Origin of the sequence: Herbiconiux sp. A18JL235 (assembly GCF_040939305.1) — a bacterium.
Classification (GTDB): Bacteria; Actinomycetota; Actinomycetes; order Actinomycetales; family Microbacteriaceae; genus Herbiconiux.
On record NZ_CP162511.1, the window covers coordinates 1,066,175 to 1,090,061 of the forward strand.

Genomic DNA, 23,887 nt, shown 5'->3' on the forward strand with positions numbered 1-23,887 from the left:
GACCCCTTCAGTAGATTGACACCATGACCGTCTGGAACGACCTCACCGGCCAAGACGCCGCGATCGAGGTGTTCCGTGCCGCCGCCGAGTCGGCAGCAGCCGGCCGCTCCGGTGCGACCAGCACCAGCACCAGCACCAGCACCAGCGCCAGCCCCGCCGACTCCATGACACACGCGTGGCTCATCACAGGCCCGCCCGGCTCCGGCCGTTCGAACCTCGGCTACGCCTTCGCCTCGGCGCTGCTGTGCCCGAACGGCGGATGCGGGGTCTGCCCCGACTGCCGACAGGTCGCCTCCCGCACGCACCCCGATCTGTCGATCCTCGCCACCGAGCGCGTGGTCATCACCATCGACGAGGTGCGCAAGCTCGTCTCGTCGTCACAGTTCTCACCCTCGGTGTCCCGCTACCGGGTGGTCGTGATCGAAGACGCCGACCGCATGGCGGAGCGCACCTCGAACGTGCTGCTTAAAGCGCTGGAGGAGCCGCCCGAGCGCACGGTCTGGATTCTGTGCGCCCCGAGCGAGGCCGATCTGCTGCCCACCATCCGCTCCCGCGTGCGCTCGGTGCGCCTGCGGGTGCCCGGCACCGAAGACGTCGCGTCGCTCGTCATGCGCCGAGACGGCGTCGACCACGAGCTCGCCCTGCAGGCGGCCCGCGAGTCGCAGAGTCACATCGGCATGGCGCATCGTCTCGCAACGAACGACGAGGCCCGTCGGCGGCGCGCCGAGACGCTCGACCTGGCACTCCAGGTCGTGACCGTCGGCGACGCCGTGCGCGGTGCGGCCCGCCTGCTCGAGCTGGCGGGCGCCGACGCCCAGGCCATCACCGAAGAGCGCGACGCCGAGGAGCGCGCCGCCGCCCTCCGTTCGCTCGGCGTCGAGCCAGGGCAGCCGGTGCCGCCCGCTCTGCGCGGGCAGATGAAAGCGCTCGAAGACGACCAGAAGCGCCGTGCCACGAGGAGCCTGCGCGACGGCATCGACCGCATCCTCACCGACCTCCTCTCCCTCTACCGCGACGTCGTGATCGTGCAGCTCGGTGCCGGTCTCGAACTCGTGAACGAGGCCATCGCCGAACGGGTAAGGAAGGCCGCCGCCGATAACGATCCGACATCGACCCTCGCGGCGATGGACGCGATCACCGATGCGCGTCGCAGGATTGCCGCAAACGTCGCTCCCGCCCTCGCGCTGGAGGCGATGCTCGTCACCGTCGCTGAGTCGAACCGCCAAGCGGCACGAAAGGGTTGATCGTGAGCCGAATGACATCCGCCAGCCGCACCACCGGGCTCGTCGCGGTCGTGCTCGCCACGGCCCTCGCCCTCTCCGGCTGCGTCACCTGGTTCGTCGACGCCCAGCGCGGCGGCTCGCCGTCGGCACCGACGGTGTCGACCCCCACCGCGGAGGACGTGCCCGCAGACCTCCAGCGCTTCTACGGCCAGGTGCTCGAGTGGCAACCGTGCAGCGGCTCCTTCCTCTGCACCACCGCGATCGCGCCGCTCGACTGGCGCGACCCGACCGGCGACACCATCGAGCTCGCGCTCATCAAGAAGCCGGCATCGGGGGGCGACCGCCTCGGGTCGCTCTTCGTGAACCCGGGTGGCCCGGGCGGCTCCGCCTACGACATGGTGGAGCAGTCGCCCGACTTCGCCGCGCATCCCGAACTCCAGCAGTCGTACGACCTCATCGGCTACGACCCCCGCGGCACCGGCCACTCCGACGCCGTGCGCTGCCTCACCGACCAGGAACGCGACGCCTGGCTCTACGACATCATCCCGGGCGAGCGCGGCTCGAAGGAGTGGCTCGCCGCCTACACGGAGGCCGCCGCCGACTTCGGTGCCAAGTGCGCCGAGAACACCGGGCCGTTGCTCGAGCACATCGACACCGAGAGCACCACCCGCGACCTCGACATGCTGCGCGCCGCGGTGGGCGACTCGAAGCTCAACTACCTGGGCTACTCGTACGGCACCTTCCTCGGGGCGATCTACGCCGACAACTTCCCCGACAAGGTCGGCCGCATGGTGCTCGACGGAGCCGAAGACCCCCGGTCGAGCGGCTTCGACATCACCATCTCCCAGGCCGCCGGGTTCGAGAACGCGCTGAAGAGCTACCTCACCGACTGCGCCTCGCGCTCCGACTGCTGGTTCGACGGCAGCGCCGACACGGCGCTGACCGGAATCCAGAAGCTGCTCGCCCAGGTCGACGAGAGCCCCGTGCGTTCCAGCGACGGCCGAGAGCTCGGTTCCAGCTCGCTGCTCACCGCCATCTTCTACCCGCTGTACAACGAGTCGAGCTGGCCCTACCTCGACACGCTGTTCACGTCGGTCGCCGACGGTCAGGCCGACTACGCCTTCCAGCTCGCCGACGCCTACAACAGCCGCAACCCCGACGGCAGCTACGCCGACAACCTCATCGAGTCGTTCAACGCCATCTCCTGCGCCGACTACCCGGCACAGACCGACCCGGCCGTGTGGGCCGAGCAGAACGAGAAGCTCATCGAGGCGTCTCCCACCGTCGGCCCGTACTGGACCTTCGGAGACATCGGATGCGCGGAGTGGCCCTACCCCAGCACCCGTGTTCCCGGGCCGGTCACCGCCGCAGGGTCCGATCCCATCCTGGTCGTCGGCACCACCGGCGACCCGGCCACGCCCTACGCCTGGGCCGAGGCCCTCGCCGACCAGCTCGACAACGGCCACCTCGTCACGTTCCAGGGGGAGGGGCACACCGCCTACAACTCCTCGAGCTGCGTGGCGGCTGTCGTCGACGACTACTTCCTGAACGGCACGGTGCCGGGCAGCGACCCCGACTGCACCAGCTGAGCGTTCGGGCATCCCCGTCTGCGATCATGGGGGGATGACCGTCGAACCCGAAGAGGTCGGTCTCCGTGAGCGCAAGAGGAGAGCGACGAGGCGCAGCATCCAGCTCGCCGTGCTGCGTCTCACCGCCGAGAACGGCCTCGACCAGGTGACGATCGATGAGATCAGCCGCGACGCCGGCGTCTCGCCGCGGACCTTCTTCAACTACTTCCCCACGAAGGAGGCGTCGCTCGCCGGCGACGCGCCGTTCTCGCTCACCGCCGACGCGATCGCCGCCTTCGTCGAGGCGGGGCCGGGTGGTGACCCGCTCGGCGAGATGCTCGAGCTGATGGCCGTGCAGGCCCAGGAGGACGGCGGCATCGACCCCGAGCTGCACAGCCTGCGCCACCGGGTGATGAACGACCACCCGCAGATCTTCGCCCTGCGCATCGACCGCATGCGTGCGTTCGAGGCCTCGATCGCCGAGACCGTCGAGCGCCGCCTGCGACGCGACGCCGAGAAACAGGGCAACGAGCCGGTGCCCGACACCGAGTTCGCCGAGAAGGCACGGATGGTCGGCCTCGTCACCATGGCCGTCGCGCGGGGGTCGTGGTTGGCCTGGGCCGAGCATCCGGACGCGGAGTCGCTGCCCGAGACCATCAGGCACTCGTACGCGCGGCTGCGGGAGGTCGTGCCGCCCCTCGAACCCTCCTGTCAGGGCACGCGCTGAACTGCGCCACCGCTGCGGGGCGCGAACGATCGAGCGTGCGCCGACCGCCTCGGTTTCGGCTATGCTTTGTAGCTGTGCCGTGCGCGAGTCGCCGGCCAGGCCGCCTTAGCTCAGTCGGCAGAGCGATTCACTCGTAATGAATAGGTCGTGGGTTCGATTCCCACAGGCGGCCCCACCTCAGCCCCCGGCGCTCACAGAGCCCGGGGGTTTTCCTGTATCACGTGCTTTTGCGTTTGGCAGGTGCGACACGTGTCGGTTATGGTGAAACCTCGCGCACACCCGTCGACATACCACAACCAGCCGACGATAACCCGAACGTTGCGCGACAGACGACCCCGGAGCACCATGACGAACGCTGAACTGACCTTCGACGACCTCGTGTCGTTCTCGTCGGCCTCTGGCCCCGAGAACGCCGACGCGGCCGGCCCTGCGCCACTCCCGAGCCGCCGCGCCGCGCGCCTGCAGAGACTCGCCGAGGCCCAGGTGACGGGCGCGCCCGCAGCGGCGGTGGCGGCAGCCGCCCCCGCCGCGCCGGTGGCGGCAGCGCCCGCGCCGGCACCAGCCGCGCCGTCACCAGCCGCGCCGTCACCAGCCGCGCCGTCACCAGCCGCAGCGGCCCCCGTCGCGGCGGTGCCGGCGCCGGTCGAACACGTGCCGGCACCGGCGGAGACTCCTGTCGCTCCGCTCCGCGCCGTGCCCCCTCTGGCCGACGTCACCCCCGCGGACGACGTGGCTCCGGTCGCCCCCCTCCGTGCCGTGCAGCCGGCAGCGCCGCTCGAGCCCATCGTCCCCGCGGAGCCCGTCGCGGCGAGCCGGCATGTGCACGTGGGTCCTGCATCCGACACCGCCGCCCCCGCTCCGGCCGTGCGTCAGCGGCCGTCCGCCGCGACCAGCCGCTCGGAGAAGGCCGACAAGCACGGACGCTTCTACCGTCCTGAGCTGCACTCGCGCTGGGACAGGATGAGCGGCAGCCTCGTGCTGCGCATCACGGTCATCACCGTGCTGCTCGCCGGCACCGGCGCCCTCGCCTACGTGGCCCTCACCCGCTTCGCCGGAGTCTGAGACCCGGCCCTCGCAGCACCCGAACAACGCGTGTCGATTACTTAGTGCCCTAGGTAATTCTCAGCACTCGTTCACACGATCGTCACCTGCGCCCGCCTCGCACTGCCTACGGTGGAGGCATGCCTTCGACGACGAGACGTCGGAGGTCCCGACGCCGCTCACGGTACGACAAGTACTACAAGCCGCAGCGTCCACGACTGCGGATGGCCCTCACTGCCGGTCTCATCGTCGTGCTGGTTCTCCTCGCCGGAGTGCTGGCGTGGGCGGCGATCGTCTACAAGTAGCCGCCCTTGCGTGAGCCGGGCTCGCGCCACGTGGGATACGGTCGAGGTGATGAGAAAGGACTCACCGTGACCGAACTCCGCTGGGGAATCGTGGGCACCGGAGGCATCGCCTCGGCCTTCACCACCGATCTGCTCGCCACCGGCCATTCCGTGGCGGCCGTGGGCTCGCGCACGGAGTCGTCGGCCGACGACTTCGCCTCCCGCTTCGGCATCGCCACCGCGCACGGCAGCTACGCCGAGCTGGTCGCCGACCCCGATGTCGACGTCGTCTACGTGGCCACCCCGCATCCGTCCCACGCGGCGGATGCCCAGCTCGCCATCGCAGCCGGCAAGCACGTGCTCGTCGAGAAGTCGTTCACAGTGAACGAGGCCGAGGCCAGAGCCGTCCAGACCGCCGCCGCTGACGCCGGCGTAGTGGTGATGGAGGCGATGTGGACACGGTTCCTCCCGCACATGGTGCGAGTGCGCGAGATCATCGCCGATGGCACCCTCGGCGACGTGCGCACGGTGATCGCCGACCACGGCCAGAAGCTGCCCTCCGACCCGCAGCACCGCATCAACAACCGGGAGCTCGGCGGCGGCGGCCTCCTCGACCTCGCCATCTATCCCGTGTCGTTCGCCGTCGACGTGCTCGGCCTGCCCTCGCGCATCCTCGCGAGCGCCACCATGTCGGGCACGGGTGTCGACCGGCAGACCGCCCTCATCTTCGAGCACGAGGGTGGGCGCCAGTCGATGTCGCAGAGCGCCATCGACGCGCGCGGGCCGGTGCGGGCCGCGGTCATCGGTACGGATGCACGAATCGAGATCGATTCTTGGTGGTACTCCCCGACGTCGTTCAGCGTCATCGCCTCCGACGACAGCGTCATCGAGCGGTTCGAGCAGCCCGTCGTCTCACGTGGGATGCAGTACCAGGCCGACGAGATCGAGCGCCTCATCGAGGCGGGGGAGAGCTCGAGCCCGATCCTGCCGCTCGAGGAGTCGGTGGCGATCATGGGTGTGCTCGACGAGGTGCGCCGTCAGATCGGCCTGAGCTACCCGGGCGAGTAGGGAGTCCGATAGCCGCCGGGTACCATGGCTGAGATGTCGGCTCCTCCCGCCCGCACCCCCGGCCTCCGGGGGTCGATCGCCCGCCGCCCGCGGCTGTGGGCGGCCGGCGCTGCCGCCGTGGTGGCGCTCGTGCTGGGGGGTGGGGCCTTCGCGGCCGGTGCTGTGATGGCGGGCGGCACCACAGCATCCGCTCCTCCGGTGGCGGTCTCGGCGCCTCTGCGGACGCAGACGCAGACGCCGACACCGACCCCCACGCCGACTCCCGACCCCCGCGCCCATCCGCAGGCGGTGGCCGCGCCGGCGCCCGTTCGCACCTGCTCGGTCGCCGGGCTCTCGCTCGACGGCCGCCTCGGCACCTTCCTCGGCGCGGTGCGCAACGCCACCACGGGCGAGGTGCTGTTCGATCGTGGCGCCGGCAGCTACGCCCGCACGGCGAGCGTGATGAAGGTGCTCACCAGCGCGGCGGCGCTCGCCGTGCTGGGTTCGGCTCACCAGGTGCCCACCACCGTCGTGAAGGGCGCGAACCCGGGCGAGGTCGTGTTGGTGGGCGGCGGTGACATCACCCTCGCGAGCGGCTCGGCCAACATCTATCCCGGAGCCGCGAGCATGCTCGACCTCGCCGCTCAGGTGCAGGCGGCGTGGGCTGCCGACCCGTCGACGGCGGGAACCCCCATCACCTCGATCGTGCTCGACGCGAGCGTGTTCTCGGGCGACCGGTGGCAGCCGTCGTGGAACCGCAAGGAGCTCTACGACGGCTACTCGTCGGAGGTCACCGGGCTGCAGGTCGACGGCGACCGTGCCGAGCCCTCGGCGAACGTCTCGACCCGCAGCGAGAACGCCGTGCTCACGGCCGGCCAAGCGTTCGCCGGCGCCCTTGGTGTGCCAGGCGCCACCCTGGCCGAGGGCCTCGCGCCCGCGGGGGCGGCGCAGCTCGGTCAGGTGCTGTCGGCGCCGCTGTCGACGATGATCCCGGATGCGCTGCAGCGCAGCGACAACACCGAAGCCGAGATGCTGGCACGGCTGGTGGCCGTGGAGCTCGGCGTCGGCAACGACTTTGCCGCGCTGCAGACGGCGATTCCGCAGGCGCTCGCCCGCTACGGGCTCGACACCTCGGGCCTCGTCATCGCCGACGGCTCGGGCCTCAGCGACGACAACGGGGTCTCGCCCGACTTCCTCACCCGGCTGTTCATGAAGATCAACGCGCACGAGAGCGAACTGGGCATCATCTACGACGGGCTCCCGGTAGGTGGGGTGAGCGGCACCCTCGCCGGCCGCTTCACCGACTCGCCCGCCGCCGGGAGCGTCATCGCGAAGACCGGGTGGATCGACACCGGCTACACGCTGTCGGGCATCGTCAACGCCGCCGACGGCACCGTGCTCACCTTCGCCTTCTTCGCCCTCGACGACGTGGACGACAGCGCCAGGGCGGCGCTCGACGCGCTCACCACGGGAGTCTACGAGTGCGGCAACGCGCTCTCGAACAGCTGAGCCCGCATCCGTCTCGCCTACCGCTGGGCGCCGATGCCCCGCGTCTCTAGACTTGAGCCATGGCACGAGCGCTGTTCATCATCGACGTTCAGAACGACTTCATCGAGGGCGGTGCGCTGGGGGTCGAGGGCGGCACCGCCGTCGCCAACGGCATCTCGAAGCTGCTCTCCGAGCATCGCGAGGCCTACGACTACGTGATCGCTTCGCGCGACTGGCACGACCCCGAGTCAAGCAACGGCGGCCACTTCGCCCTCGAAGGCGAGCCCGACTACCGCAGCAGCTGGCCCGTGCACTGCGTCGCGGGCACCTGGGGCGCCGAGTACCACGACGAGCTCACCACCAACGCCATCGACCACCACGTGCGCAAAGGTCAGGGTGAGCCCGCCTACTCCATCTACGAGGGCACCACGGAGGAGGGCGGCACCGTTCACGAGCTGCTCGACGCCAACGGGGTGACCGACGTCGACATCGCCGGTCTCGCGACCGACCACTGCGTGCGCGCATCCGCTCTCGATGCCATCGAGCACGGCCGTCACGTGCGCATCATCACCGACCTCATCGCCGGGGTGTCGCCGGAGACGTCGCGGGCGGCCATTGCCGAACTCGCGCACGCGGGCGCCGATCTCGTGACCTCCGACCTCGTCGAGCGCTGAGGTTCGGGATGCGCTGGACGCGCATCCCGAACCGAAACTCTCCGCTGAAATCCTTCTCAACCCCCGGCTGACCCCCGGGGGTTGACTTCCATGCGCGCACCTGGTTGGTTAGTTACATGAGTAATGAACCAACCAAGGGTCGTCGTCGTGGATGAGTCACGACCGATCTTCGTTCAGATCGCCGAGCAGATCGAGAACGACATCATCGGGGGCGCGCTCCCCGAAGAGACCCAGGTTCCCTCCACGAACGAGTTCGCGGCGTTCCACCGCATCAACCCGGCGACCGCCGGGAAGGGCGTGAACCTGCTCGTCGACGAGGGGATCCTCTACAAGAAGAGGGGAATCGGCATGTTCGTCGCCGAAGGGGCGCGTGACCGCCTCGTGGCCAAGCGCCGCGACCAGTTCGAGACCGAGTACGTGCAGCCGCTCGTCACCGAGGCCGACAAGCTCGGCATCTCGCGTGAGGAGCTCGCTGCGATGATCAGAGGAGGCTCACGATGAGCGCCGTCATCGAGGTCAGGGGCCTTACCAAGCACTACCGCAGCGTCACCGCCGTCGACGACGTCACGTTCTCCGTCGAGGAGAACACCATCTGCGGCCTGCTCGGCCGCAACGGCGCCGGCAAGACCACGCTCATGCAGCTGCTCACCGGCCAGGAGTTCGCCACCAGCGGCGAGGTGCGGGTGTTCGGCGAGTCGCCCGTCGAGAACTCCCACGTGCTGCAGCGCACCAGCTTCATCAAGGAGAGCCAGAAGTACCCCGACGACTTCCTCCCGAAGCACGTCTTCGCGAGCGCCCCGTGGTTCTTCCCGCACTGGGACGCCGACTTCGCCGCCACCCTCATCGACGACTTCCGGGTGCCGCTCAAGCGGCCGGTCAAGAAGCTGTCCCGCGGCCAGCTCTCCTCCATCGGCGTCATCGTCGGTCTCGCCTCGCGGGCGCCGCTGACGTTCTTCGACGAGCCCTACCTGGGGCTGGATGCGGTGGCCCGGCAGACCTTCTACGACCGCCTCCTCGACGACTACGCCGAGCATCCGCGCACCGTCATCCTCTCCACCCACCTCATCGACGAGGTCTCCAACCTCCTCGAGCACGTGCTGCTCATCGACGAGGGGCGCATCCTGCTCGATCAGGATGCGGAGAGCCTGCGCGGGTCGGCCACCACCGTCGTCGGCACCCGCACCGCCGTCGACGCGTTCGTCCGGGGTCGCGAGGTGCTGCACCGCGACCACCTCGGCGGACTCGCCTCCGTCACCATCGGGCGGCTCGACGCCGCCGAGCGGGCCGAGGCCGCCGCAGCGGGGCTCGAGCTCACGCCGGTGTCGCTGCAACAGCTCGTCGTGCAGAAGACGAGCGCCTCCCTGAACGACTTCGAGCAGAAAGACCACGAGGTGAGCGCATGACCGCCGTCACCGACTCCTTGACCACGCCCTCCCGCCCGGCGGCGCCACGCACGTCGAGCCGCGTCGTGCCGGTGCTGCGCCTGCACCTCATCAACCGCTTCACGGTGTTCGTGCTGCCGTGGCTCATCCTCGGCTTCATCTTCTTGGTGAACTTCTTGATCTGGTGGATCATCAGCCGCGCGGCCGGCCCGGGCTCGGGCCAAGACGTCTCCGACGGACTGCAGTACAGCGGCGCCTCGTTCTACATCTTCGTCTACATGACGGTGATGGGGGTGCAGGCGGTGGCGCTCACCTTCCCGTTCGCCCTCGGCTACAGCACCACGCGCCGCGACTTCTGGCTGGGCACCTCGCTCGCCTTCGTGCTGCTCTCGGCGCTCTACGCCGCGGGGATGACCGTGCTCGCCGGCCTCGAGACGGCGACGAACGGGTGGGGCTTCCATGGCCAGATGTTCACGGCGATCTACTTCGGCGGGGCCGACGCGACCTGGTACACGCGGTTCTTCCTGTTCTTCACAGGGTTCCTGTTCTTCTTCTTCGTCGGCGCGGTGGTGGCGACCATCTACCAGCGCTGGCGGGTGAACGGCATGCTCGTGTTCTTCGCCTCGCTCATCCTGCTGCTCGTCGGCATCGCCGCCCTCATCACGCTGACGAACGGATGGCCCGCCTTCGGCCAGTGGTTCGTCGAGCACGGCCCCGTGGGCGTGATGCTGTGGAGCCTCGTGCCCACCGCGCTGAGCGGCGTGCTCGGGTACCTCATCCTCCGCCGCACTACCCCGAAGGGCTGACGCGCGGGCCGGGTCACACTCCCCGAGAAAGCGCGAAGTGCCGCCTCCCGAACCCGGAGGGGGCACTTCGCGTTCTGTCGCGGCGGGTCAGACGAGGAGCTGGTGCTTCGCGAGGTCGCGGTAGAGGGGGGTGGAAGCGACGAGCTCGGAGTGGGTGCCGACGCCCACGACGCGCCCGTGGTCGACGACGACGATGCGGTCGGAGTCGACCACGGTCGACAGCCGGTGCGCGATGACGATGAGCGAGCGGTTCTCGGCCACCGCGTCGATGGCCTCGCGGAGCATCTGCTCGTTGAGCCCGTCGAGCGACGAGGTCGACTCGTCGAGCAGCAGCACCGGAGGAGCGGCGAGCAGCGCGCGGGCGATCGCGAGCCGCTGGCGCTCGCCGCCCGAGAGCATCACGCCGTCCTCGCCCACGGCCGCGTCGAGACCCTCGGGCGAGCGCTCGAGCACCTCGCCGAGGTTCACCTCGTGCAGCACCCTCACGCAGTCGGCGTCGCTCGCGTCGGGCGAGCCGAGCAGCAGGTTCTGACGGATGCTCCCCGCCAGCACGGGCGCATCCTGCTCCACGTAGCCGATCTGCGCGCGAAGCGCCTCTCGGTCGAGTCGCTTCACGTCGACACCACCGAACAGTACCGAGCCGGAGTCGGCGTCGTAGAAGCGCTCGATGAGGGCGAGGATCGTGCTCTTTCCGGCACCCGAGGGGCCCACGATCGCGGTGCGCTCGCCGCGCCCCGCCGCGAAGGAGACGCCGTGCAGCACGCCGGCCTCGGTGTCGGGGTCGGGAGCGGGGGCGGCGCCCGAGGCGGCGCCGGCCGCTGCGCCGGCGTCTGCTTCGCCCGGCTTCGGCACCGCCGTCGCGACGCGCCCCTCGGCGTACCGGAACCGCACGTCGACGAACTCGATGGCCGGAGCATCCGTCGCCCTCGCCGCCGCGATCTCGCCGGGGGTGGCCAGCGGCGCGAGCTCGCGGTCGTTCTGCCCCTCGACGGGGAGCGACACGATCTCTTGAATGCGCCCCAGCGCCCCGAGCGCCTGGTTCACCGAGTTGATGGCGCCGAAGGCCTGGCCGAGCGGCATGATCATCATGAACAGGAACAGGATGAACGACACCAGGCTCGCGATCGTGATCGCGCCCGAGGCCACGCGGAAGCCGCCCACCCCGAGCACCACGAGGAACGACACCTGCAGCGCGATGCCCGCGATCGGCACGACGAGAGCCGAGATCTTCGCGACCTTGACGCCCATCTGCCAGGCGCCCTGCGCATCCGCGTCGACGGCGGCGATCTCGCGCTCGGTGGCGTTCGAGGCGCGCACGGTGCGGATGGCGCTGATCGAGCGCTCCACGGCCGCGGCGAGGTCTCCCACCTTCTCCTGCTGCTTGCGGCTCGCGGTGCGCACCCGGCCCGAGATGCTCACCACGGTCACCACCGAGACGGCGATGACGAGCACGGTCAGCCCGAGCAGCACGGGGTCGATGATGAGCATCGCGATGAGCGCGCCCACGAACACCAGCGACCCGCCCACCGCGTCGACGAGGCCCTGGGTGATGACGGCGTAGAGCAACGTCGTGTCAGAGCCGACCCGTGACACCAGGTCGCCCGTGCGCCGCGTGTCGAACTGCGAGATGGGCAGCCGCAGCATGCGGTGCACGAGCTGCCGCCGCGCCGAGAGCACGACGCTCGTGCCCGTGCGCTGCAGCAGGTAGTGCTGGAAGCCCGAGATGAGGCCAGAGGCGATGACCAGCACGACGAGCGCCCACACCAGCATGTCGAGCGGGCGACCCTCCGCACCACCGTGATGACCTGGCTCACCAGGAGCGGCTGGGCGAGGCTCGCCGCCGCGCCGACGATGCTGAGGGCGATCACCAGCGCGAGCACCTTCTTGTGCTCGAACAGGAACGGCAGCAGCTGCTTGAACGTGGCGCGCGGGCCGTCGTCGGGCTTGCGGCCGCGGCCGAATCCGCCGCGGGAGCGCGGGGCGCGGGTGGTGTCGGACATGCTGTTCCTTCTGGGTCGTGCGGCGGGGCGGGGGTGGCGGCGGTGGGAGGGTCGGGCCCGCGGGTGGCGGGCGGTGCGTCGGCCCGGCGGGCGGCGGGTGCCTCAGCCCGCCGGGTGGTGGGCGGATGCCCGCGGCTGCACCGCGCATCCGTGACGCCGTCTGGGGGCGGCTAGTGACGCCCGTACTTCTTGTGCACTGCCTGGCGGCTCACACCGAGGGCGAGGGCGATGAGCTGCCACGAGGCGTTGGCGGTGCGGGCGCGCCGCACGGCGACGGCCTCCACCCGGTCGAGTTCGCGCCGCAGGCCGGCCACCGCCCGGAGCGAGACGATGGGGTCGTCGCTGCCGGCGTCGTCGGCGAGGGTTCGCACATCCGTGACATCCATGATGTCAACCGTAGTTGACGAATGGGCCCGCGTCAACGTGAGTTGACACGGGCCCGTGTGCCGTCGGCGAAGCGCACGACGAGACGGCGTCAGCTGACGTTGTCGTCGAAGGCCAGGTCGCGCGTCTCCTTGCTCAGGTACAGCGCGGCCAGGGTGATGAGGGCCATCAGCGACAGGTAGTTGCCGACCAGCGCCGGGCTGCCGTTCGCCGCCTGCCACAGGGCCACCGCGATGAAGGGGGCGACCGCGGCGCCGAGGATCGACGCGACGTTGTAGCTGATCGCCGACCCGGTGTACCGCACGTTCGAGGGGAACAGCTCGGGCAGGGTCGAACCCATCGGGCCGAAGGTGAGACCCATCAGCGTGAAGCCGATGATGAGCAGGGCCATCACGCCGACGAACCCGCCCGCGAACAGCGGCACGAAGAACAGGCCGAAGGCGGCGATGCCGACCGTGGTCCAGAACAGCGAGTTGCGACGGCCGAACCGCTCGGCGAGGGGGCCCGACACCAGCGTGAAGATGCCGAAGAACACGCAGCCGATGACCAGCATGATGAGGAAGTCGTTGCGGTTGTAACCGAGACCCGGCACGAAGGTGGAGGGGTCGAAGGCCTTGCCGGCCGCCTCGGCCGCCGCCTGCGCCTGCTCGACCGAGGAGGCGGTCGTGCCGAAGGTGAGGGTGAAGGTGGTCATCAGGTAGAACAGCACGTAGGTGGCCAGCATGATGAACGTGCCCAGGATGAGCGGCCGCCAGCTGGTCTTGAACACGCGCGCGAGGGGGAGCTTCGCCACCTCGCCCTTCTCGACGACCTTCGTGAAGGCCGGCGTCTCGACCAGCTTGAAGCGCACGTAGAGACCGATGATCACGAGCACCGCGCTGGCGAGGAACGGCACGCGCCAGCCCCAGGCGAGGAAGTGCTCGGGGTCGAGCGTGGTGCTCAGCACGAGGAAGACGACGTTCGCGATGATGAAGCCGATGGGGGCACCGAGCTGCGGGAAGGTGCCGTAGATGGCGCGGCGGCCCTCGGGCGCGTTCTCGGTGGCCAGCAGCGCCGCGCCCGACCACTCGCCGCCGAGGCCGAGACCCTGGCAGAAGCGGAACAGCACCAGCAGACCGGGGGCGATGATCTCCCAGCCGGGGGTGAGGCCGGTGGGCAGGGCGCCGATGAGCACCGTCGCGATGCCCATGGTGAGAAGGGAAGCGACCAGGGTCTTCTTGCGGCCGATGCGGTCGCCGAAGTGACCGAACAGGATGGAGCCGACCGGGCGGGCGATGAACGCGACACCGAACACGGCGAACGACGACAGGAGCGAGATGGTGGGGTCGGAGTTCGCGAAGAACAGCGCCGGGAACACCAGCACGGCGGCCGTGGCGTAGACGTAGAAGTCGTAGAACTCGATCGACGTGCCGATGAGGCTGGCGAGGATGACCCGTCCGCGGGTATTGGTGGCGGCGGCGCCGCCCCGGCCGGACGGCGCGTCGATGACGGATGTGGACATTGGTCGCTTTCGAGGAGGAGAAGAAGAAGGAGGGTGCGCGGAGAGGCTGTGCGCTGGTTCGGCGCAGAGGGCACCGGCGCTGGCAGAAGAACGAGGGTCACCCGTGAGGAGCAATATTACGCTCACCATAGGATGCTGGTGGACATCGGACACCGGAAGGGGTGCACATGGGCGCCGTCGTCGTGCTGGGCTCGCTGAACATCGACTCCGTGGTCGAGGTGGAGCGGCACCCGCAACCCGGGGAGACGCTCATCGGCGGCGACGTCGTGAAGCACTTCGGCGGCAAGGGCGCCAACCAGGCGATCGCCGCCGCGCGGGCCGGGGCGAAGGTGGGCTTCGTGGGCAGGGTCGGCGACGACGCCGACGGAGACGCGTACCTGCAGCGGCTCGCCTCGTACGGCATCGACACCACCCACGTGGCGCGCACCACGGGGGTGCCCACCGGGCACGCCGCCATCGCGGTCGACGGTTCGGGCGAGAACACCATCATCGTGTCACCCGGCGCCAACGCGCGGGTGACGGTGGGCGACCTCGCCCCTCTCGGGTCGCTCGGCCCCGGCGACGTGCTGCTGTGCTCGCTCGAGGTCGACACCGCCGTCGTCGCCGAGGCGGTGCGCATCGCCGCAGCACGCGGGGCCCGCAGCGTGGTGAACCTCGCGCCCTACGCGCCGCTTCCCGCCGACGTGCTCGACCTCGCCGACCCGGTCGTGGTGAACAAGCACGAGAACGCCCTGCTCTGGGCCGACGACCTGGTGCCGCGCTCGGTGCTCGTCACGCTGGGGAGCGAGGGGTCGCGCTGGGGGCAGAACATCGTGCCCGCCCAGAAGGCTGCTGCCGTCGTCGACACCACCGGAGCCGGCGACAGCTACTGCGGCACCCTCGCGGCGGCGCTCGCCGCGGGCGTCGCCGACGCCGACGCGATGGAGGCCGCCTCGGCGGCCGCTGCCCTCTCGGTCACCTGGCTCGGCGCGCAGCCCTGACCGCGCGCGCCTAGTCGCGCGGGGGGCGGAGGGCCTTCAGGGTGAGGGCGGTGGCGACGGCGGCCTCGGCGGCCTCGCGGCCCTTGTCCTCCTTCGAGCCGGGGAGTCCGGCGCGATCGAGTCCCTGCTGCTCGTCGTCGAGGGTCAGTACCCCGAAGCCCACGGGCTTGCCGGTGAGGATGCTCACCTGCGTCAGCCCCGACGTCGCGGCATCCGACACGTACTCGAAGTGGGGCGTACCGCCGCGGATGATCACCCCCAGGGCGACCACCGCATCCGCCCCGCTCTCGAGCGCGACCTTCGACACGACGGGCAGCTCGAAGCTGCCCGCCACGCGCACCTCGCTCACCGTCACGTTCGCGGCGGCCAGCGCCCGGCGCGCCCCGGCGAGCAGGCCGTCGGTGATCTCGGTGTGCCAGGTTCCGGCGACGATGGTGACGTTGAGGCCGGTGCCGTCGAGCTCGGTGTCGAGGGTGGGGGCTCCTGCTCCGCTCATGGGCGTGTTCCTTTCGTGGTGGGTGAGACTCGGTGGCGTTGATCGCCGTGGGTTCGACCGCGCAGACGCGGACTGATCAGACGGCGCTGGTGGGCAGCAGGTGCCCCATGCGGTCGCGTTTGGTGTCGAGGTACTGCCGGTTCTGCGGCGTCTCGCCGACCACGAGGGGCACGCGTTCGGTCACGACGATGCCGTGCTCCTCGAGCTGCCGCACCTTCTCGGGGTTGTTGGTGAGCAGCCTGATGCTCGAGGCCCCCAGATCGTCGAGGATCGCCACCGCCGCCCCGTAGTCACGCGCATCGGCGGGAAGGCCGAGGGCGACATTGGCGTCGAAGGTGTCGAGCCCGTCTTCCTGCAGCCGATAGGCGCGCAGCTTGTTGACCAGGCCGATGCCGCGCCCCTCGTGACCGCGAAGGTACACCACAACACCTCCGTGCTCGGCGATCAGATCGAGCGAGGTGTCGAGCTGCGGGCCGCACTCGCACTTCAGCGACCCGAACGCCTCACCGGTGAGGCACTCCGAGTGAACCCGCACGAGCGGTGCATGACCAGGGTCGAGCGCGGCGCCGGCGGGCGCGTCGGAGACGATGGCGATGTGGTCGGTGCCGGTCTTGAGGTCGCGGTAGGCGCGCATCCGGAGCGGTCCGTGGGTGGTGGGCACCGTCGTCTCGACCTCGAACTGCACGCGCGCTTCGGATGCGCTGTGCGGGCCGGTGGATGCTGCCGGCTCGACGACGAGGTCGGCGGCGGCCGCATCGGCCACACCGCCGGGAGCGTTCGTCGCAGTGGCCGGTGTGGCCGGTGTGGCCGCGCCCGCGCCGATCCCGTCCTGCTCGTCCAGCCACTCGATGAGGAGCTCGATCGTGGTGATCGGCAACTTCTCGCGCGCGGCGACCTGCTGCAGCTCGTCCATCACCATGGCGGAGCCGTCGTCGGCGATCATCTCGCCGATCACCCCGACGGGCGGCAGGCCCGCGGCACGCATCAGCTCGACGGCCGCTTCCGTGTGCCCGGCGCGCTCGCGCACCCCGCCGTCGACGGCGCGCACCGGCAGCACATGTCCGGGGCGGATGAACGACGCCGGGGTCGCCGCCGCATCGGCGAGCCGGTTGAGGGTGAGCGCGCGGTCGTGGGCGCTGATGCCGGTCGTCACGCCCGCCGAGGCGTCGACGGTGATCGTGTAGGCGGTGCGGCGGGTGTCTTCGTTGTTCACGACCATGGGCGGGAGGGCGAGCCGGTCGGCGAGCTCGCCCGGCAGCGGCGCGCAGAGGTAGCCGGAGGTGTTGCGCACCATCCACGCGATCCACTCGGTGCTCGCGAGGGCGGCCGAGAGGATGGCATCGCCCTCGTTCTCGCGGTCGGCGGCGTCGGAGACGATCACCGGGCGGCCCGCGCGCAGTGCGTCGAGCACCTCGGACATGGGGGAGAAGGAGGTCATGACGCGCTCCCGCCCGCGAACGAGACCAGGCGCTCGACGTGCCGGGCGAGAACGTCGGTCTCGAGGTTGACGCGGTCGCCGACCGTGAGAGCGCCGAGGGTGGTGGCGCTGAGCGTCTCGGGAATGAGGGAGACCTCGAACCAGTGCTGCGCATCCGTTCCGCCGCCCGCGGCGCCGTCCGTGTCGCCCCCGCCCGCGGCGCCGTGGCCCGCGTCGCTGTCGCCCGTGTGGCCGATCGCCGAGACGGTGAGCGAGACTCCGGAGACGGCGATCGAGCCCTTGTCGACGACGAGCGGCGCGAGGTCGCGCGGCAGGCTGATCCGCAGCACGCTCCAGGCCTCGCCCGGCGTGACGGCGAGCACCGTGCCGGTGCCGTCGATGTGGCCCTGCACGATGTGGCCGCCGAGGCGGTCGCCCACGCGGGCGGCGCGTTCGAGGTTGACGCGGTCGCCGACGGTGAGGCCGCCGATGGTGCTCATGGCGAGGGTCTGCGCCATGACGTCGGCGGTGAAGCTGTCGTCCGTCTGCTCGACGACGGTGAGGCACACACCCGACACCGCGATGGAGTCGCCGTGCTTCGCGTCGCTCACGGCCAGTGGTGCGCGCACGGTGATGACGACGGCGTCGGGCGTGCGGTCGAGGGCGAGGATCTCGCCCTGCTCCTCGATGAGTCCGGTGAACATGGGTTACTCCTTGGTGCTGAGGGGGAAGGGTGGGTCGAGGGGGCGTGCCTCGGCGTCGGTGCCGAGGTGAACGCCTGGAGACGGGGGTTCGGGGGCGGTGGCCGGGCGGGCGACGACCAGGAGGTCGTCGCCGAGTCGCTCCACGCAGTCGAGCGTCAGGCGCCGCTGGGCTCCGATGTCGGCGACCCCGAGATCGGTGAGCGCGGTGCGCGGGCCGCCGAGCAGGGTGGGTGCGAGGTAGACGAGGAGCTCGTCGGCGAGACCTGCGGCGATGAACGCGCTGGCGAGGGTGGGCCCGCCCTCGACGAAGACCGTGCGCACCTCGTCGGCGAACAGGGCGCCGAGGGTGAGCTCGAGGTCGCTGCCGTCGAACTGGCGAAGGGGCAGCGGATGCTCGCGCACCCGGGCATCGGCCGGCACCTCCCGAGACCCCAGCACCACGGGGGCGGGCTGACTGGGGAGCAGTCCCTCGTCACCGCGGGCGGTGAGGGCGGGGTCGTCGGCGAGCAGGGTGCCGGTGCCGACGACGATCACGTCGTGCTCGGCGCGACGCCGGTGCACGTCGGCGCGGGCCTCGGTGCCGGTGATCCACTGGCTGCTCCCGTCGGCCGCCGCGGCGCGACCGTCGAGACTCGACGCCCACTTCACCGTCACGAAGGGTCTGCCGAGCCGGGTGGCGGTGAGCCAGGGGCGGATCGCCTGCTCCACCTCGGCCGCGCCCAGGCCGCCCTCGACCTCGAGGCCGGCGGCGCGCATCCGCTCTGTTCCGCCGCTCGAGGCGCCTCCCGGGTCGGCGACGGCGTACACGACCCGCGACACGCCGGCCTCGATGAGGGCGGTGCTGCAGGGGCCGGTGCGGCCGTGGTGGTTGCAGGGTTCGAGAGAGACGACCGCTGTGGCGCCGGTCGCAGCTGCAGGGTCGGCGAGAGAGGAGAGTGCGGCCACCTCCGCGTGAGGGGTGCCTGCGCCGCGGTGCCAGCCCTCGGCGAGCAGCTCGCCGGAGGGGGAGAGGAGCACACACCCGACCTGCGGGTTCACGCCCGTGCGGGGGCCGAGCAGTGCGAGCTCGAGGGCGCGGGTCATCGCATCGCGCTCGGTCAGCACAGCGGTCATCCGGTCCTCGTCTCTCGACGGTCTCCGGGGTGCGCTCGATGAACGCCGACGGCTCCCGCGAACGCGGAAACCGTCCGTGCATCCTCCCATCCGGACTGAGGAGATGTCGTTCGACATCGCCATTACCGTCGGTTCTGGAATTGCACCAGATCAACCTCGTCCCGCTCGAAAGCGGGTCTCGGCTCGCGGACTGTCACCGCCGGTTCAGAATCTCACTGACCCCGGAGCACGTTACTTCTTCTGTTATACCTCAACTCTGGTGCGCGAGGGCGGTTCAGAAGCGCAAACGTCGTGCCGACCGCGCCGGTATGCAGCTCGTATCGCGTGTCGTTTGCGATTCTGAACCGCCACCGGGTGCGCCGAGCGGCGGGGTCTAGCGCGCGGTGCCGGCCGTCGGGAGGGCCAGGCGCTCCGGGGCGCGGCCGATGACGCTCGACAGCCCCCAGCCGGTGACCTTGGCGAGCGCCTCCACCACGATGCCGGTCGACATCTTCGACACGCCCTCCTCGCGCTCGACGAAGGTGATGGGGAACTCGCCGATCTTTCCGCGGCTGCGCTCGAACAGCCAGGCGAGCTCGATCTGGAAGCAGTACCCCTGCGAGTTCACGGTGCTGAAGTCGATGGTGCGGAGCGACTCGGCGCGGAAGCCGCGATACCCGCTGGTCAGGTCGTGCAACTTGGAGTTCAACAGGATGCGTGCATAGGCCGTTCCCGCGCGCGAGATGAGCTTGCGGTAGGCGGGCCAGTTCTTGATGACGCCGCCCGGAATCCACCGGGTACCGATGCCCATGTCGCAGCCCGCCTCGAGCAGGGCGATGAGGCGGGGGAGCTCCTCGGGCTGGTGGGAGCCGTCGGCATCCATCTCGACGATGTAGTCGTAGTCGCGGTCGAGCGCCCAGGCGAAGCCCGCGGCGTAGGCGGCCCCCAGCCCGTTCTTCTCGGTACGATGAAGCACGTGGATTCGGGGGTCGTCAGCAGACATGCGGTCGGCGAGCCGGCCGGTGCCGTCGGGGGAGTTGTCGTCGACGATGAGGACGTTGGCCTCGGGCACCGTCTTCAGGATGCGTTCGGTCACCCCGGAGATCGACCCGATCTCGTTGTAGGTGGGGATCACCACGACGGTCTTTGCCACTGTTTCCTCGTTCACTCGTCAATCGCGGTCTTCCGCGAGCGAAAGCGTATCGACGCCTTCTGTTCATTCTCACCACGTAGGCTCAGCATTCGCCTGAAATACTCAGTCTGTTCTACTCACTACAGCCCGTCAGAAACGGCAGCCCATCCATGAGCAAAGCTTCCCCCGCGCGCACGCGACTCCGCATTCTAGCAAGCGAATTCATCCGATTCGGGCTGGTGGGCGGTCTCGGGTTCGTCGTCGATTTCGGGGTGTTCAACCTGCTGCGCCTGACCATCATGGATCCGTCGGTCATGCACGGCGGCCCTGTCATCGCGAAGCTCATCTCGACGACGCTCGCCATTCTCGTCAATTGGCTCGGCAACCGGTTCTGGACCTTCCGTGACCGCCGCCGCGCCGACGTGCTGCGCGAGAGCGTCGAGTTCTTCGCGGTGAGCATCGTGGGCATGGGCATCGGGCTCGCCTGCCTGTGGTTCTCCCACTACGTGCTCGGCTTCACCTCGGTGCTTGCCGACAACATCTCGGGCAACGTCATCGGGCTGGCGCTCGGCGCCGCCTTCCGCTTCGTGCTCTACCGGGTGTGGGTGTTCGGCGAGCACCGCGTGCGCGTGCCCGCCGCACCCCAGGGTGTCGCGGGGGCCGAGAAGTCGACGCCCGTTCCCTGAGCCACGGGCGGCACGACGCCGGTGCGCCGAGCGCCCGGCGGTCTAGCCTGGAGTCGTGAGCACATCGGGTGACGGGCAGCGAACGGATGCGGTGGGGCGTCCGGATGCTCGGTCACGGTGGGTGAGGCTCACCGGCGCCCTGATGCGGCCGGCGCGGTCGTTCCGCACCGCCACGCGCACGCCGCTGCTGCAGGTGTTGAAGTCGGCTGTCGCCGCGGTGCTCGCCTGGCTCGTGGGGTCGCTCGTGGTGCCGGGGGAGGCGCCGATCTTCGGGCCCATCGCCGCCATCCTCGTGGTGCAACCGAGCGTCAACCAGTCGCTCAGCCGGGCGGTGGAGCGATCGATCGGCGTGATCGTCGGGGTCGTCGTGGCCTACGTCGCCGCGCTCGTGTTCGGAGCGCCGAGCTGGCTCATCCTGGTCGCGATCGTCGTGTCGCTGCTGCTCGGCTGGGTGTTGCGCTTCCCGGCGTCGTCGACGGTGCAGATTCCGATCAGCGCCATGCTCGTGCTCTCGATCGGAGCCGCGACGCCGGGGTATGCCACGGCCCGCATCATCGAGACGATCATCGGCTGCGTCATCGGGGTGATCATCAACTGGCTCATCGTGCCGCCGGTCGCCCTGCAGCCGGCGCACGACGCGGTCGCTGCCCTCGGCCGTGAGGTCGCGGCGACGATGGAGGGTCTCGCCGTGGTGCTGAGCTCGCCCACCGACGTCGCCTTCCGCACCCAGGTGCTGGTGGAGGCTCGGCTCCTGCGCCCGATGCAGTACAAGGCGCAGGCGGCGATCGACGCCGCGGAGGAGAGCCTGCGGTTCAACCCGCGACGCAACGGGCAGCGTGAGCAGATCGCCGGCGATCGGGCGTTGCAGGAGAGACTGGCGGTCGTCGTCACCCGGGTGCTCGGCATGGCCAGGGCGCTCAACGACCACTTCGACGACTCGCTGCACCGCGAGCCGATGACCGGAGCCATCGCCGAAGAACTGCGTCGTGCTGCGCACGACCTTCGGCTCGTGATGGTGCACGCCGACCTGCCCACCGGCGAGGCGGAGGTGCTCGGGCACGAGGAGCCGCTGCTCACCTCGCCCGTCGCAGCGCTCACACCCGACTCGGCCCACTGGATCCTCATCGGCTCGCTGCTCGAAGACCTCCGCCGCGTGCGCGAGGAGATCGTGGGGGCGATCGACGACCCGCACGCGCGCTGAGCCGCGGAGCGCGGCGCGGGCGGTCACGTACCGGAAGGCGTCAGCGGCGGCGGGGGAGGAACCCGACCCGGTCGTAGACGGTGTCGAGAGTGGCCTGGGCCACCGCCTCGGCGCGGTCGGCGTTCACAGCGAGGATGCGGTCGAGCTCGGCGGGGTCGTCGAGCAACTCGAGCGTGCGCGTGCGGATGGGCCCGACGGTCTCGACGACGAGCGCCGCCAGCGCCTTCTTGAGCGTGCCGTAGCCGCCGCCCGCGAACTCCTCCACCACCGAGTCGACGGTGCGGCCGCTCAGGATGGCGAAGACCGTGAGCAGGTTCGCGAGCCCCGGCTTGGCCTCCCGATCGAACCGCACCTCGCCGTCGGCGTCGGTGACGGCTCGCATGATCTTCTTCTCCGTGACCTTGGGCTCGTCGAGCAGCCAGATCAGCCCCGCGGGCGACTCCGACGACTTCGACATCTTGGCCGTCGGGTTCTGCAGGTCGAAGATCTTGGCCGTGTCTTTCAGGATGTACGGCTTCGGCACCGTGAACGTGTCGCCGTAACGCGAGTTGAAGCGCGTCGCGAGATCGCGGGTGAGCTCGATGTGCTGCCGCTGGTCTTCGCCCACCGGAACATCGACGGCCTGATAGAGCAGGATGTCGCCCGCCTGCAGGATCGGATAGGTGAACAGCCCCACTGAGGCCGCCTCCTGGCCCTGCTTGGCCGCCTTGTCTTTGAACTGCGTCATCCGCGCCGCCTCACCGAAGCCGGTGAGGGTGTTGAGCACCCAGGCGAGCTCGGCGTGCGCCGGAACGTGCGACTGCACGAACAGCGTCGACGCCGACGGATCGATGCCCGCGGCGATGTACTGGGCGGCGGTGCGGCGCGAGTTCGCGCGCAGCGCCTCGGGCTCCTGGTGCACCGTGATGGCGTGCAGGTCGGCGAGGAAGAAGAAGGCGTCGTGAGTCTGCTGCAGCTCCTTCCAGCTCATCAGCGCGCCGATGTAGTTGCCGAGGTGCAGCGAGTCGGCCGAGGGCTGCATGCCCGAGAGCAGGCGGGGCTTGGATGCGGGAGCGGAGGTCATGATGGTCTGCCTGGGTTCGTGAGGTGGTGCGGGGTCTGGGGGAGGCGAGGGCGGGGCCGACACGGCCGAGCGCCGCTCACCCGGTCGGTGCCGGTGGCGCGGGGGTGGTCGTCAGAGCGCGTAGTCGACGACGACGGGAGCATGGTCGCTCCAGCGCTCGGCGTGGGTGGGCGCCCGGTCGACGTCGTAGGCGACGGCCTTGGCCGCGAGCTCGGAGGTCGCGAGCTGGTAGTCGATGCGCCAGCCGGTGTCGTTGTCGAAGGCGCGCCCGCGCTGCGACCACCAGGTGTAGGGCCCGTCGACCTCGCCGGCGAAGCGCCGGCCGAGGTCGACCCAGCCGAGCCCGGCGCCGGCGTTGTACCCCTCGTCGCCCTCGGCGCCCAGGAAGCGGTCGAAGTAGGCGCGCTCGTCGGGCAGGAAGCCGGCTCGCTTGACGTTGCCCTTCCAGTTGCGGATGTCGAGGGTGCGGTGACCGACGTTGAGGTCGCCCACCACGACGGCCAGCGCGTTGTGCTCGTGCAGCTTCGGCAGGCGTTCGAGCATGCCGTCGAGGAACTTGTACTTCTCCACCTGCTTCGGGGTGTCGGCTTCGCCCGAGTGCACGTAGGCCGACACGACGGTGACGATGGTCTCGCCCCATTCGAAGTCGGCCTCGAGCCAGCGGCCGGCGCTGTCGAACTCGTCGGGGCCGAAGGTCACCCGGTGGATCGTCGCTTTGTCGCGGCTCGCGATCGCCACGCCGGCCCGGCCCTTCGCGGTGGCCGGGTCGTGGAGGATGTTCCACTCGGGCCCGAGCAGGTTCTCAAGGTCTTCGGTGGCGGCGCGCACCTCTTGCAGGGCCAGGATGTCGACGTCACGCCCGTCGAGCCACGCGCCCATGCCGTTGCGGAAGGCGGCGCGCACGCCGTTCACGTTCACCGAGGCGAGTCTGAGGGGCTTCGAAGGCATGGAGCAAGCCTAGCGTCGGCCTCCGACACCGGAGGGCGGGGAG

General features: G+C 70.2%; 23 protein-coding genes, 1 tRNA gene and 1 pseudogene. 15 read left to right on the forward strand and 10 right to left on the reverse strand.

Annotated features, from left to right (window positions below):
• Positions 1 to 23 precede the first annotated feature (23 nt).
• The 12 genes from ABFY20_RS04945 to ABFY20_RS05000 all read left to right on the forward strand — a co-directional run bounded on the left by ABFY20_RS04945 (position 24) and on the right by ABFY20_RS05000 (position 10,240).
• On the forward strand, positions 24 to 1,244 hold the full coding sequence (locus ABFY20_RS04945; RefSeq protein ID WP_368498830.1) for a DNA polymerase III subunit delta': 1,221 nt from the start codon (positions 24 to 26) through the stop codon (positions 1,242 to 1,244).
• 11 nt (positions 1,245 to 1,255) lie between these two features.
• A complete protein-coding gene (locus ABFY20_RS04950; RefSeq protein WP_368498831.1) occupies positions 1,256 to 2,812 on the forward strand; it encodes an alpha/beta hydrolase in 1,557 nt (518 codons plus the stop codon).
• A gap of 34 nt (positions 2,813 to 2,846) precedes the next feature.
• The gene (locus ABFY20_RS04955; protein WP_368498832.1) at positions 2,847 to 3,518 is read left to right on the forward strand and encodes a TetR family transcriptional regulator; all 672 of its coding nucleotides are present in this window, start codon (positions 2,847 to 2,849) and stop codon (positions 3,516 to 3,518) included.
• A 99-nt stretch (positions 3,519 to 3,617) separates the two neighbouring features.
• Positions 3,618 to 3,693: transfer RNA gene (locus tag ABFY20_RS04960), tRNA-Thr, on the forward strand.
• A 170-nt stretch (positions 3,694 to 3,863) separates the two neighbouring features.
• On the forward strand, positions 3,864 to 4,580 hold the full coding sequence (locus ABFY20_RS04965; RefSeq protein WP_368498833.1) for a hypothetical protein: 717 nt from the start codon (positions 3,864 to 3,866) through the stop codon (positions 4,578 to 4,580).
• 119 nt (positions 4,581 to 4,699) lie between these two features.
• A complete protein-coding gene (locus tag ABFY20_RS04970; RefSeq protein WP_368498834.1) occupies positions 4,700 to 4,864 on the forward strand; it encodes a hypothetical protein in 165 nt (54 codons plus the stop codon).
• A gap of 66 nt (positions 4,865 to 4,930) precedes the next feature.
• A complete protein-coding gene (locus ABFY20_RS04975) occupies positions 4,931 to 5,911 on the forward strand; it encodes a Gfo/Idh/MocA family protein (RefSeq protein ID WP_368498835.1) in 981 nt (326 codons plus the stop codon).
• 33 nt (positions 5,912 to 5,944) lie between these two features.
• On the forward strand, positions 5,945 to 7,399 hold the full coding sequence (gene dacB / locus ABFY20_RS04980) for a D-alanyl-D-alanine carboxypeptidase/D-alanyl-D-alanine-endopeptidase (RefSeq protein ID WP_368498836.1): 1,455 nt from the start codon (positions 5,945 to 5,947) through the stop codon (positions 7,397 to 7,399).
• Between the two features lie 59 nt (positions 7,400 to 7,458).
• Positions 7,459 to 8,052: an isochorismatase family protein gene (locus tag ABFY20_RS04985; RefSeq protein WP_368498837.1), complete on the forward strand. Its 594-nt coding sequence runs from the start codon at positions 7,459 to 7,461 to the stop codon at positions 8,050 to 8,052.
• A 123-nt stretch (positions 8,053 to 8,175) separates the two neighbouring features.
• Positions 8,176 to 8,553, forward strand: a complete 378-nt coding sequence (locus ABFY20_RS04990; RefSeq protein ID WP_368498838.1) for a GntR family transcriptional regulator — start codon at positions 8,176 to 8,178, stop codon at positions 8,551 to 8,553.
• Complete coding sequence (locus ABFY20_RS04995) at positions 8,550 to 9,455, forward strand: ABC transporter ATP-binding protein (RefSeq protein WP_368498839.1); 906 nt, start codon at positions 8,550 to 8,552, stop codon at positions 9,453 to 9,455. Before ABFY20_RS04990 ends, ABFY20_RS04995 begins: the two co-directional genes overlap by 4 nt.
• Positions 9,452 to 10,240: a hypothetical protein gene (locus tag ABFY20_RS05000; RefSeq protein WP_368498840.1), complete on the forward strand. Its 789-nt coding sequence runs from the start codon at positions 9,452 to 9,454 to the stop codon at positions 10,238 to 10,240. The genes ABFY20_RS04995 and ABFY20_RS05000 overlap by 4 nt, the downstream gene beginning before the upstream one ends.
• Before the next feature lie 87 nt (positions 10,241 to 10,327).
• Here ABFY20_RS05000 and ABFY20_RS05005 read toward each other — a convergent pair.
• The 3 genes and pseudogenes from ABFY20_RS05005 to ABFY20_RS05015 all read right to left on the reverse strand — a co-directional run bounded on the left by ABFY20_RS05005 (position 10,328) and on the right by ABFY20_RS05015 (position 14,125).
• Positions 10,328 to 12,240 (reverse strand): annotated as a pseudogene (locus ABFY20_RS05005) (ABC transporter ATP-binding protein).
• A gap of 170 nt (positions 12,241 to 12,410) precedes the next feature.
• Positions 12,411 to 12,626, reverse strand: a complete 216-nt coding sequence (locus ABFY20_RS05010; protein WP_368498841.1) for a hypothetical protein — start codon at positions 12,624 to 12,626, stop codon at positions 12,411 to 12,413.
• Positions 12,627 to 12,715: 89 nt separating this feature from the next.
• A complete protein-coding gene (locus ABFY20_RS05015) occupies positions 12,716 to 14,125 on the reverse strand; it encodes an MFS transporter (protein WP_368498842.1) in 1,410 nt (469 codons plus the stop codon).
• 167 nt (positions 14,126 to 14,292) lie between these two features.
• On the opposite strand from ABFY20_RS05015, the gene ABFY20_RS05020 reads away from it, so the two are divergent.
• Positions 14,293 to 15,105: a ribokinase gene (locus ABFY20_RS05020; protein WP_368498843.1), complete on the forward strand. Its 813-nt coding sequence runs from the start codon at positions 14,293 to 14,295 to the stop codon at positions 15,103 to 15,105.
• Positions 15,106 to 15,115: 10 nt separating this feature from the next.
• On the opposite strand, the gene ribH is transcribed toward ABFY20_RS05020, so the two are convergent.
• The 5 genes from ribH to ABFY20_RS05045 form a co-directional block, all read right to left on the reverse strand.
• Positions 15,116 to 15,601, reverse strand: coding sequence for a 6,7-dimethyl-8-ribityllumazine synthase (gene ribH / locus ABFY20_RS05025; RefSeq protein WP_368498844.1), 486 nt, complete (start codon positions 15,599 to 15,601; stop codon positions 15,116 to 15,118).
• A gap of 76 nt (positions 15,602 to 15,677) precedes the next feature.
• The gene (ribA, locus tag ABFY20_RS05030; protein WP_368498845.1) at positions 15,678 to 17,039 is read right to left on the reverse strand and encodes a GTP cyclohydrolase II; all 1,362 of its coding nucleotides are present in this window, start codon (positions 17,037 to 17,039) and stop codon (positions 15,678 to 15,680) included.
• Positions 17,036 to 17,722: a riboflavin synthase gene (locus tag ABFY20_RS05035; RefSeq protein ID WP_368498846.1), complete on the reverse strand. Its 687-nt coding sequence runs from the start codon at positions 17,720 to 17,722 to the stop codon at positions 17,036 to 17,038. The genes ribA and ABFY20_RS05035 overlap by 4 nt, the downstream gene beginning before the upstream one ends.
• A 3-nt stretch (positions 17,723 to 17,725) precedes the next feature.
• Positions 17,726 to 18,835, reverse strand: coding sequence for a bifunctional diaminohydroxyphosphoribosylaminopyrimidine deaminase/5-amino-6-(5-phosphoribosylamino)uracil reductase RibD (gene ribD / locus ABFY20_RS05040; protein ID WP_368498847.1), 1,110 nt, complete (start codon positions 18,833 to 18,835; stop codon positions 17,726 to 17,728).
• A 373-nt stretch (positions 18,836 to 19,208) separates the two neighbouring features.
• On the reverse strand, positions 19,209 to 19,967 hold the full coding sequence (locus ABFY20_RS05045) for a polyprenol monophosphomannose synthase (RefSeq protein WP_368498848.1): 759 nt from the start codon (positions 19,965 to 19,967) through the stop codon (positions 19,209 to 19,211).
• Between the two features lie 149 nt (positions 19,968 to 20,116).
• Between ABFY20_RS05045 and ABFY20_RS05050 the strand changes: the two genes are divergently transcribed.
• Positions 20,117 to 20,632 (forward strand): GtrA family protein, encoded by a 516-nt coding sequence (locus ABFY20_RS05050; RefSeq protein ID WP_368498849.1) that lies wholly within the window; start codon positions 20,117 to 20,119, stop codon positions 20,630 to 20,632.
• Between the two features lie 55 nt (positions 20,633 to 20,687).
• On the forward strand, positions 20,688 to 21,833 hold the full coding sequence (locus tag ABFY20_RS05055; protein WP_368498850.1) for an aromatic acid exporter family protein: 1,146 nt from the start codon (positions 20,688 to 20,690) through the stop codon (positions 21,831 to 21,833).
• Positions 21,834 to 21,873: 40 nt separating this feature from the next.
• Here ABFY20_RS05055 and trpS read toward each other — a convergent pair whose 3' ends face one another.
• Together trpS and ABFY20_RS05065 are read right to left on the reverse strand one after the other, a co-directional pair.
• The gene (gene trpS, locus ABFY20_RS05060; protein WP_368498851.1) at positions 21,874 to 22,896 is read right to left on the reverse strand and encodes a tryptophan--tRNA ligase; all 1,023 of its coding nucleotides are present in this window, start codon (positions 22,894 to 22,896) and stop codon (positions 21,874 to 21,876) included.
• A gap of 111 nt (positions 22,897 to 23,007) precedes the next feature.
• The gene (locus ABFY20_RS05065) at positions 23,008 to 23,844 is read right to left on the reverse strand and encodes an exodeoxyribonuclease III (protein WP_368498852.1); all 837 of its coding nucleotides are present in this window, start codon (positions 23,842 to 23,844) and stop codon (positions 23,008 to 23,010) included.
• Positions 23,845 to 23,887: the final 43 nt, after the last annotated feature.